Genomic DNA, 10,149 nt, shown 5'->3' on the forward strand with positions numbered 1-10,149 from the left:
GACCTTAAATCCTTAATGGTGAAAAAAAATTACCTAAACGTAAACAGCATATTCGCTACGGAATTCCACACAAAAACTATTGCATAATTAAGTCTTTTAAGATAAGCGTCATCCTGAACTTGTTCCAGGACCTTACTTTAAATATTTTCTAAAGCTTGAAACTTAGGTGCACTCCGGTGACTAAGGTGGTTCAATAATAATATTAGGCAAGCCTATTCTTAATGACCTTAAATCCTTAATGTTGAAAAGGAAAATTACCTAAACGTAAACAGCATATTCGCTACGGAATTCCACACAAAAACAATTACATAATTAAATCTTCTAAGGCAAGCGTCATCCTGAACTTGTTTCAGGACCTTACTTTATAATATTTTCTAAAGCTTGAAACTCAGGTGCACTCAGGTGACTAAGGTGGTTCAATAATAAATTAGGTAAGCTATGTTGATCTATTCTTAATGACCTTAAATCCTTAATGGTGAAGACAAAATTTACCTAAACGTAAACAGCATATTCGCCAAGAAATTCCACACGAAAACAATTACAATCGCAAAAAATTTAGCCACATAAAAATTAGTGCCATTTTTCCTTTGATGGAAGAGGTAAATGATAAAGGTGTTTAGCCCCAAACCAATTAAACTCACCACTAAAAACTTGCTGAATTCCGTTCCCCAATGACTATTGGTGCTTTGGAATGTCCATACGCGGTTAATGAGGTAGTTATTGGTTACCGCCAAGGTAAAACCGATTGCATTAGCGATGTATTTGTTTATCTTGATTTTCTCCTTACATAACCAGGTTGCACCGAAATCGATTGCCATTCCGAGGAAACCTGTTAATCCAAATTTTAAGATGCGGAAAAATAAATCCATGTTAATGTATTTTAACCAAATAAAACTGCTCTAAAACCTGTGGACGAGTTTTGGCATTGATAAATTTTCCAGTAAGCTTTGTGATGTGGTAATATTCAAAAGATTTTAACACTTCGGCATGGTATTCTGTTTTTAATCTTCCCAGTTCTGATGCCGGAGTATAGATAATCAGATCCTTTTCATCTTTCGATTGGTTGAGATCCTCGTAGCTCCAGAAATATTTGGGTTCGCCATTGGCATAAAAATCGAAAGAATACGCATCAGGATACATCAATACTGCAGCTTTGGCCTTCGGATAATTTTCTTTTAACCAGATCCCTGCCTGCATGCCAGATTCATATTTCAAAACCGATGGGTAGAAAAATGCCGAGAGAAAAATCATGATTGTTGCTGCAACAACTACACTCCTGATTATAAGCGATTGTAGGCCTATCTTACGGAAAATCCCCAGAATTGAACCCACAAGTGGAAATGCAATGATATAATAGCCAAAATTGAAGCCTGAATAATAGCCAATACCGATTAAGCAGACCAATAAGATTAATAATATTACACCCTGTGTATACCAAAATACTTTTAGGGCGTTGCCTTCCAACTTTTGCAAATACAAAGCCGTTATGATGGCAAACTGTGGCAGAATAATCAAGATATAATGTGGTAACTGAAATTTGGACAATGAAAACAACAGAAAAGTAATCGCTGCACTGGTCCAGATCATGATGCTTTCAGCAGGTAAATCAATACGGTTTTTCTTTTTGAAAAGATTTACCACCGCCGCATAAAACAATACCGACCAGGGTAAAAATGCCCAAAGGGTAGTATGCAAAAAGAATGAAATATCCCCTTTACCTTTTATTGGACCGTTATTAAAAAAGCGACCAAACTGGCTATCCCAGAAGAAAAATTTTAAGCCCGAAACGCCGGTTTTTCCGAATACCACTTTCTCCGGGTGTAAATCAAACTGTACATATAAAGTATATAACTCCGGAATGATAAAAATGAAAATCAGTATAATGGCCAGCCACCATTTTAATTTCAACAGCTGTTTAAACTGACGGGTTAATAACCAGTAAATAATAAAACCTCCAAAAACAGGAATCAATACAAATATGCCTTTAATCATAATGGCACAGGCCGCGAAAAAAGAACCTGCAACAATGTGCCAGAAAGTGCTCTGATGTGCTTTGTAATAATGATAAATAGCCGCCAGGGTAAAGGTGGTGATATAAACCTCTGCGCGGACATCAAAAGTGGAAATGAGGATATGCAGGGAACTTAAAAAAATCAGCGCACTCATTAACCCTGTTTTTTCGCTATAAATATCTTTTGCGAGTTTGTAAACATACCAGGCACCCCATAATCCGAACAAAAAAGAAGGAAGTTTGTATGCAAAAGCGGTAATGCCGAAGATTTTAAAAGATGCAGCTGCCAGCCAAAAGGTTAAATGTGGTTTGTCTAACCAATCGGCACCACGTACATAAATATTTACCCAATCGTTCCTCAGCACCATATTTTTGGCGATAGAAGCGTAAAGTGCCGAATCGGGTTCCATTACGCCACCAAAAAGTGCCAAGGTACTCACCGCTACAATTAGCGCAATTAATATTTTATATAATCTGGTGTCCTTCGGGTTCATTTACAGGAAGCAAATATGAGCAAAAAAAAGTCAAATTTTTTTAAGGTTTAAGATTAACAGGGGCAAAGCCTTATCTTTGCTGCATGACAAAGTTATCGGTTAATATCAATAAAATTGCTACACTCCGCAATAGCCGTGGTGGTAATAATCCTGATCTGGTTAAGGTTGCATTAGATTGCGAACGTTTCGGCGCGCAGGGAATTACGGTGCATCCGCGCCCGGATGAACGCCATATCCGTTATCAGGATGTTTACGATTTAAAAGCAGTTATTGCTACTGAATTTAATATTGAAGGAAATTGTAAGGAAGATAAATTTGTTGACCTGGTTTTGGCCAATAAACCCGCCCAGGTGACTTTAGTGCCCGATGCTGAAGGTCAGATTACTTCAAATCACGGTTGGGATACCCTAAAACATAAAGATTACCTGAGAGAAATGGTAGGTGTTTTCCAGAAAGAAGGCATACGTGTTTCTATTTTTGTTGATCCGCAGGTAGAAATGGTTGAAGGTGCTGTAGAAACCGGGACAGACCGGATTGAGTTGTACACGGAGGCCTATGCACATAATTATTTTGCCGACCGCGAAAAAGCAATTGTAAGTTATATTGCTGCAGCGCACCATGCCAATAAACTAGGCTTGGGAATTAATGCGGGGCACGATCTCGATTTACATAACCTGCATTATTTCGCACAAAGTATCCCGGGATTATTGGAAGTTTCAATTGGTCATGCTTTAATTAGCGATGCGCTTTATTTGGGGCTGGAAACTACCATTCAGAAATATTTACAACAGCTGGCTTAGTTATAACCGCAAAGACTGCAAAGAAAAATGACGCAAAGCAACGCAAAGTTGGGTGCATAGTTTAATGATGCCTTGAGCTTCTTTGCGAAACACTTAGCGCCCTTAGCGGTTAAATAACGAAATATATGTTAAAAGGAATTCTCCTTGTTTTTTTTGGTGCCTGTAGTTTTGGCATCCTTTCTACTTTTGTTAAACTGGCCTATCACGAGGGTTATACTTTAGGCGATGTTACCGGGGCGCAGGCTTTTTTCGGGGCTGTAATTTTATGGATGCTGTTTTTCTTTCAGCGTAGAACCGCCAGTTATAAAGCCAAAGCGATTGTGCCCCAAACACCCTGGTGGAAAATGGTGTTAGCCGGAACCTGTACAGGCTTAGTCAGCATCTTTTACTATCAATGTGTAAAACTTGTACCCAACTCTGTTGCCATTATTTTGCTGATGCAGTTTATCTGGATGAGTATTTTAATGGAATACCTCATTTTTAAAAAGAAACCTACGGGTTTACAACTTTTTGCCATTTTATTGGTTTTGGGTGGAACGGTTTTAGCGAGCGGAATGGCCGAAACAAGTATCGAAAGCATGGATTTAAAAGGTATAGGTTTTGGCTTATTGGCCGCAATCTGTTATGCCGGCTTTTTGTTGCTAAGTGGCAGAATCGGAAACGAATATGCTCCATTGCAAAAAAGCGCCCTGATGATTACCGGTGCCTGCATCCTCATCTTTATTATTTTTCCACCAACATTTTTATACAACGGTGCTTTAAACGGAAGTTTATTGAAATGGGGATTAATCATCTCAGTTTTCGGCACGGTAATTCCACCTTTATTTTTTGCTGAAGGTGTACCCAGAATTGGGACAGCCATGAGTTCGATATTAAGTGCTGCAGAATTGCCTGTTGCTGTAATGATGGCTGGTTTTGTATTGCAAGAGCAGGTATCGTTTTTAAGGTGGATTGGTGTGGTGGTAATTTTATCGGCGATGGTTTTGCCAAATTTAAAATATTTGAAAAAAGGTAGAGGGTGGGAAGGTTGAAGGTATAAGGTTATTTTTTGAAATAATAATCTTCCGACTTCGGACTCCTGACCTCCGACTTATCAAAAAAATAAATATCTTTAAAAAGCATAAAGCATTTAAACATGAAAAAACTAACTATTTATATTTTATCCTTTATCATCATCGGCTTAGCCGGATGTAAAAACAAAACCACCATTAACCAGGATGAAGCCGGAGCGGTAATCACGGATTATTTAAAAGCTAATCCTGAGTATAAAACTACACGTTTCAACTTTGGGGAAATAAAGTTTAACAGTACAAACGATATGTTTGAACTGGGTAAATATAAAACTTTAGCCAGCAAAGGCCTGGTGACATTGGATTTGAAAGCAGCTAAAAAGAAATTCCTTTCAAAAGATAGCAGTTTCGTTTACCAGATTACCTTAACCGATAAAGCGAGTCCATTGGTTTTAAAGCAGGATGGTGATAAAGCAACTGTAAAAGTGGTAGAATATGTTTTGGCCGATGAAAAGCCTGTAGATTTTTCGCAGGTTAATTCGAGCACGGCAAAAGTTACCGTATCACTTAAAATGACAAGTACCGATTTCGAACCATTCGATAAGGACGCAAATAAAAACAGCAACTTCATTACCAAAACCTATAAATTAAAGTTGAGTAAAGATGAAGGCTGGAAGGTGCAGAAATAGGTTGAAAGACTAAAGGTAAGCGTATACCTAATTGCGCCTACAACCTAAGTTTCTTGTAGTACCCGACATTTTTAAACCCGATAGCAGCGAAAATCCTTTTTGTTTGCAGCAACTCAATATGACAGAGATTAACAAAAAGATTGTAGCGGATAGCGGGAACAAACTTAAATTTTAGTACAGCCACTGCTTTCTAAATAATTACGCCTTAAATAAAAACGAACAAACGTTTGTCTTTTGCCTTGCGTATAAAATCTACCTATTTTGTCGCTTTTAAGTGTAAATAGGACACCTTTTTTACACTGATATATAGCAAAATACAGCTTCGTTTTTGCTACCTTTGCACGCAAATTTATTATTCATACCGCATGAGCTTAAATATCCATTACAAGGAAGATTTTCAAAATCGTCATATTGCGCCAAATGAGGCAGATACAGCCGAAATGTTGCAAACTGTTGGCGTAAATTCTATTGATGAGCTGATAGAACAAACTGTTCCGACGGCAATCAGGTTAAAACAGCCTTTAAACTTGCCTGCAGCGAAATCAGAAACTGAATATCTTGGTGCTTTAAAACAAACTTCATTGTTGAATAAAGTTTTCAAAAGCTTTATCGGACAAGGTTATTATGATACCATTACGCCGGGTGTAATTTTACGTAACGTATTCGAAAACCCAGGATGGTATACGCAATATACACCATATCAGGCAGAAATTGCTCAAGGTCGTTTACAGGCTTTGTTAAATTTCCAAACGATGGTTATCGATTTAACCGGAATGGAAATTGCCAATGCATCTTTATTGGATGAAGGTACTGCTGCTGCTGAGGCGATGTTTATGCAATATAGCTTGCGTAAAAACCAGGGGGCTAAGAAGTTCTTCGTTTCAGCATTGCTTTTCCCTCAAACGATTGATATTTTAAAAACACGTGCTAATCCTTACGGCATTGAACTGGTTATCGGAAGTCACTTAGATTTCGTAGCTACTGAAGATTTCTTCGGTGCAATTGTTCAATATCCGGCAGGAAACGGTGAGGTTTTCGATTACAAGGATTTCGCATCGGCATTGCACAATCAAAATATTAAATTAACGGTAGTTGCCGATATTTTAAGCTTAACCTTATTAACGCCTCCGGGCGAGTGGGGAGCTGATGTAGTGGTAGGTACTACCCAGCGTTTAGGTATACCAATGGGCTTTGGTGGACCACATGCTGCATTTTTTGCCACTAAAGAAGAATATAAACGTAATATCCCGGGTCGTATTATCGGTGTAACTATCGATAGCCATGGCGATTACGCTTTACGTATGGCTTTGCAAACCCGCGAACAGCACATCCGTAGAGATAAAGCAACCTCAAATATTTGTACTGCACAGGCATTATTGGCCATTATGGCTGGTTTTTACGCAGCTTATCACGGTCCGAAAGGATTAAAAGCGATTGCAGAACGTACACATGGTTTGGCCATCAGCCTCGCCTCTACCTTAAAAGGTTTAGGTTTTGAGCAGTTAAACTCAGCTTACTTCGATACCATTCGTTTCGATTTAGGTGATTTAAAAGGTGGTATCCATTCAGGATGTATCGATAACGAAATCAACTTAAACTATGTTGGTAATGTTGCAACCATTTCGTTTGACGAAACCAGCACTTTCGAAGATGTAGCTTTGATTGCTAAAATCTTTGCTAAAGTTAAAGCTATTGCTGCTGATCAGGTTGAGGTAGCAGAAAATGTAGAAACCGTTATTCCATCAGCTTTACAACGTACTTCAGCTTATTTAACACACCCAATTTTTAATGCGCACCATTCGGAACACGAAATGTTGCGTTATATCAAATCGTTAGAAGCAAAAGATTTATCACTTTGCCACTCGATGATTGCTTTGGGTAGCTGTACCATGAAATTAAATGCCACGGCAGAAATGATTCCGGTTACCTGGTCTCACTTCGGTCGTATACACCCATTTGCGCCCGCTGATCAGGTATTGGGTTACTATTCTGTTTTCAATGAGCTTGATAAATGGTTAAGTGAAATTACCGGTTTTGCGGCAATGAGTTTACAGCCAAATGCTGGTGCTCAGGGCGAATATGCTGGTTTAATGGTTATCCGCGCTTATCACCAGGATAGAGGCGATTTCCACCGTAACGTAGCCTTAATTCCTGCTTCGGCTCACGGAACCAACCCTGCTTCTGCAGCAATGGCTGATATGAAAATTGTTGTGGTTAAATCTTTAGAAAACGGTAATATCGATGTTGAAGATTTAAAAGCAAAAGCAGAATTACACAAAGATAACCTATCGTGTTTGATGGTAACTTATCCATCTACCCACGGGGTGTTCGAAGAAAGCATTATCGAAATTTGCGAAACCATCCACGCTAACGGTGGACAGGTTTATATGGATGGTGCAAACATGAATGCACAGGTAGGTTTAACAAGTCCGGCTAATATCGGTGCCGATGTTTGTCACTTAAACTTACACAAAACTTTCTGTATCCCTCACGGTGGTGGTGGTCCTGGTATGGGCCCAATTGGTGTGGCTAAACACCTGGTTCCTTACCTTCCTGGCCACGCTGTGGTTGATATTGATAAGGGAAAATCAATTTCCGCAGTTTCATCTGCACCATGGGGTTCGGCTTCAATCCTGATCATCTCTCACGCTTATATTGCGATGATGGGTGCTGAAGGTTTAACCAACGCTACGAAATATGCGATTCTAAACGCAAACTACATGAAAGCGCGTTTAGAGCAACATTATCCTGTACTTTATTCAGGCGCTCAGGGCCGTTGTGCACACGAGATGATTTTAGATTGCCGCTCGTTCAAAGCTTTCGGAATCGAAGTTACGGATATTGCAAAACGTTTAATGGATTACGGTTTCCACGCACCAACAGTATCATTCCCGGTTGCAGGAACTTTAATGGTTGAGCCTACAGAATCAGAGCCTAAACATGAGTTAGATCGTTTCTGTGATGCCTTAATCGCGATTAAAAACGAAATTACCGCAGTAGAAAACGGTACTTTAGATAAGGTTGATAACCCATTGAAAAACGCACCTCATACGGTTTCGGTAATTACCGCTAACGAATGGGATCATGCTTACAGCCGTCAAACAGCTGCGTTCCCGCTTCCTTATGTGTTAGCGCGCAAGTTCTGGCCTTCAGTTGGTCGTGTTAACGATAGTCATGGTGATAGGGCATTGATCTGTGCTTGCCCGCCAATTGAAAGTTACCTGGAAGAGATCGTACCTTAGTGAGGTAGAAGGCGGAAAGGTAGAGGGTTTAAGGTTTTTCTTTCCATCGCCATATTTCCCCTCAAAACGCCGCCTAGGTTCGTGTCGCCACGAACATATTCTATTCATCTGCAAGTTTTATGGATTCATTTCATAAAGCTTGCAGATTTTTTTTGCCAATGAATGTTGTTTTTTTTTGGGTTTAGAATTGAAGTAAGAACCTTGTTAAGATTACTCAGTCATCAAAAATTGATCTCTATAAGCAAATTAACTTATCCAGTTATCTAACTGTAGACACAAGATCCAGCCATCCTCTGTTTTTTTATAAACGCTGGTATTTCCATATCCACATAGATTACCACAACCATAGCCATAGTCAAAAATGCAGAGTGTGCCATTTCTGAAAAAAATGGGTTTGGTAAAATGATAATAGCCCTTAATTCCTTTTTTATAAGCGTAATTCCAACCCTTGGTTCGATCGTTGAAAATATGATTTAAGGTATCTGAGCTTATGATTTTTGCAAATGGTAAGATATTGTCTGGTAAAGTTTCAGTTTCTAATTTTTCTATTTTACGCACCACATATTTCCTTTCATTTTTGGTGTAAATAATTTGGGGAGCAACCGTTATTTTCCTGCTTAAAATTAAGCCTGTTAAAGTGTCTTTGTCAAAATACTTCTTCATCTCTTTGATAGTATAAACCGAACTTTTTGAGACATAAAGTATATGATCATCTTTGATTTTTAAGTTTTTTATAAAAAACCACTCCAGAAATTGTTTTTCGATTTTTGACGACTTTTGTGCTAGTGTTACAAGGCTAGATAGTGTGAAAAATACTAAAAGGATTGTTGCTTTTTTCATATTTTATTGATGTTGGTAAAACTCATATTCCATAAAGTATATGTTTTTATATTCTATTCATCTATAAGTTTTATGAATTCATTTCATAAAGCTTGCAGATTTTTTTGGAAATGAATGTCAGTTTTTCATCGCTGCTGTCAGGTTTAGGAAAGGTTTGAAGTCCAAACCAACTAGACGGGAACTATATTTAATTGGGTGGGAGCTATGAGCAACTCGGACACCCATGATTAAATATTGGTTGCTTTTGCCCCCATTTCATCGGCTTCCTTTTCTAAACCAGCATTATCATGAATATTTATGTTGGGTTTTAACGGAGCCGTTGGTTTAACCCTGCCTTGTTTTTGCTGCACTACATGCCATGCTTCGTGCGGTAAATGTTCTTCTTGATTAGCCACTATATGAATATCAGCACCCTGGGCATAGGCTAAAGCATTTAATTGCGCAGGTTTATCCGAATTCGTGTGTACTTTCACTCCATCCATTGAAATACCTGAAAGTGCTTCAATGCCGTTTTTTAAATTATCGGGTAAATTTTTCTTTGGCATTTTGAGTTAGGTTAACGGTTTTGGGCTTATATTATGGCTGAGTTTATCGATCTCAAAAGCGATATTATACATCATCGAATTATTTCTTGTTAAAGTGGTAATCCAATTCACTCCTCCAAGCCAAATAAAGGGCATCCCAATGAACCAAGCTTGATGAAATATAATCAAAAATGTCAGACCAATAGCAGTAAGATAGACCATAGCCGGATCTATTTGGATACGGTAAACAAGGTTTAGTTTTCCTCCTTTTTCACTAATGGTAAAACTACCTGTTTCTACTGTAGTGCAAATATCTCCCCTCCACTTAGAATAACTACCCTTAAAGGTAAGTTCGTAGTTGTTCTTTAAAATAATGTTTCCCTTTCTTTCGTCTATATATTCCTTCACTACCTGGATTTCTTTTGCATATCCATTTTCGTTGATGGGACGGCTAATTGCAGTTGAAAATTTATATTTGAACGGTGACATTATTTTAGGATCAGTCATTTATAGTAAATGTAATTTCCTTAATAAATGTT

General features: G+C 38.4%; 9 protein-coding genes. 4 read left to right on the forward strand and 5 right to left on the reverse strand.

Annotation, left to right across the window (positions count from 1 at the left end):
• Window positions 1-488: 488 nt before the first annotated feature.
• Together AC07YT_RS23710 and AC07YT_RS23715 are read right to left on the reverse strand one after the other, a co-directional pair.
• The gene (locus AC07YT_RS23710) at window positions 489-869 is read right to left on the reverse strand and encodes a GtrA family protein (RefSeq protein WP_086549155.1); all 381 of its coding nucleotides are present in this window, start codon (window positions 867-869) and stop codon (window positions 489-491) included.
• Between the two features lies 1 nt (window position 870).
• On the reverse strand, window positions 871-2,505 hold the full coding sequence (locus AC07YT_RS23715; protein WP_086549156.1) for an ArnT family glycosyltransferase: 1,635 nt from the start codon (window positions 2,503-2,505) through the stop codon (window positions 871-873).
• An 83-nt stretch (window positions 2,506-2,588) separates the two neighbouring features.
• Here AC07YT_RS23715 and AC07YT_RS23720 point away from each other — a divergent pair, with 83 nt between their 5' ends.
• The 4 genes from AC07YT_RS23720 to gcvP all read left to right on the forward strand — a co-directional run bounded on the left by AC07YT_RS23720 (window position 2,589) and on the right by gcvP (window position 8,246).
• Window positions 2,589-3,305: a pyridoxine 5'-phosphate synthase gene (locus AC07YT_RS23720; RefSeq protein ID WP_086549157.1), complete on the forward strand. Its 717-nt coding sequence runs from the start codon at window positions 2,589-2,591 to the stop codon at window positions 3,303-3,305.
• Window positions 3,306-3,430: 125 nt separating this feature from the next.
• A complete protein-coding gene (locus AC07YT_RS23725) occupies window positions 3,431-4,336 on the forward strand; it encodes an EamA family transporter (protein ID WP_086549158.1) in 906 nt (301 codons plus the stop codon).
• Between the two features lie 104 nt (window positions 4,337-4,440).
• Complete coding sequence (locus AC07YT_RS23730) at window positions 4,441-5,004, forward strand: hypothetical protein (RefSeq protein ID WP_086549159.1); 564 nt, start codon at window positions 4,441-4,443, stop codon at window positions 5,002-5,004.
• 365 nt (window positions 5,005-5,369) lie between these two features.
• Entirely contained in the window at window positions 5,370-8,246 is a 2,877-nt protein-coding gene (gene gcvP / locus AC07YT_RS23735; protein ID WP_086549160.1) for an aminomethyl-transferring glycine dehydrogenase, read from the forward strand.
• A 246-nt stretch (window positions 8,247-8,492) separates the two neighbouring features.
• On the opposite strand, the gene AC07YT_RS23740 is transcribed toward gcvP, so the two are convergent.
• From AC07YT_RS23740 to AC07YT_RS23750, 3 genes are all read right to left on the reverse strand, one after another.
• The gene (locus tag AC07YT_RS23740; protein ID WP_086549161.1) at window positions 8,493-9,086 is read right to left on the reverse strand and encodes a hypothetical protein; all 594 of its coding nucleotides are present in this window, start codon (window positions 9,084-9,086) and stop codon (window positions 8,493-8,495) included.
• 227 nt (window positions 9,087-9,313) lie between these two features.
• Window positions 9,314-9,631 carry an eCIS core domain-containing protein gene (locus tag AC07YT_RS23745; protein WP_086549162.1) on the reverse strand — a complete coding sequence of 106 codons (318 nt, stop codon included), beginning with the start codon at window positions 9,629-9,631 and terminating at the stop codon, window positions 9,314-9,316.
• A gap of 6 nt (window positions 9,632-9,637) precedes the next feature.
• On the reverse strand, window positions 9,638-10,117 hold the full coding sequence (locus AC07YT_RS23750) for a hypothetical protein (RefSeq protein ID WP_086549163.1): 480 nt from the start codon (window positions 10,115-10,117) through the stop codon (window positions 9,638-9,640).
• Window positions 10,118-10,149 lie beyond the last annotated feature (32 nt).

This window comes from Pedobacter sp. GW460-11-11-14-TSB4, from assembly GCF_059423705.1.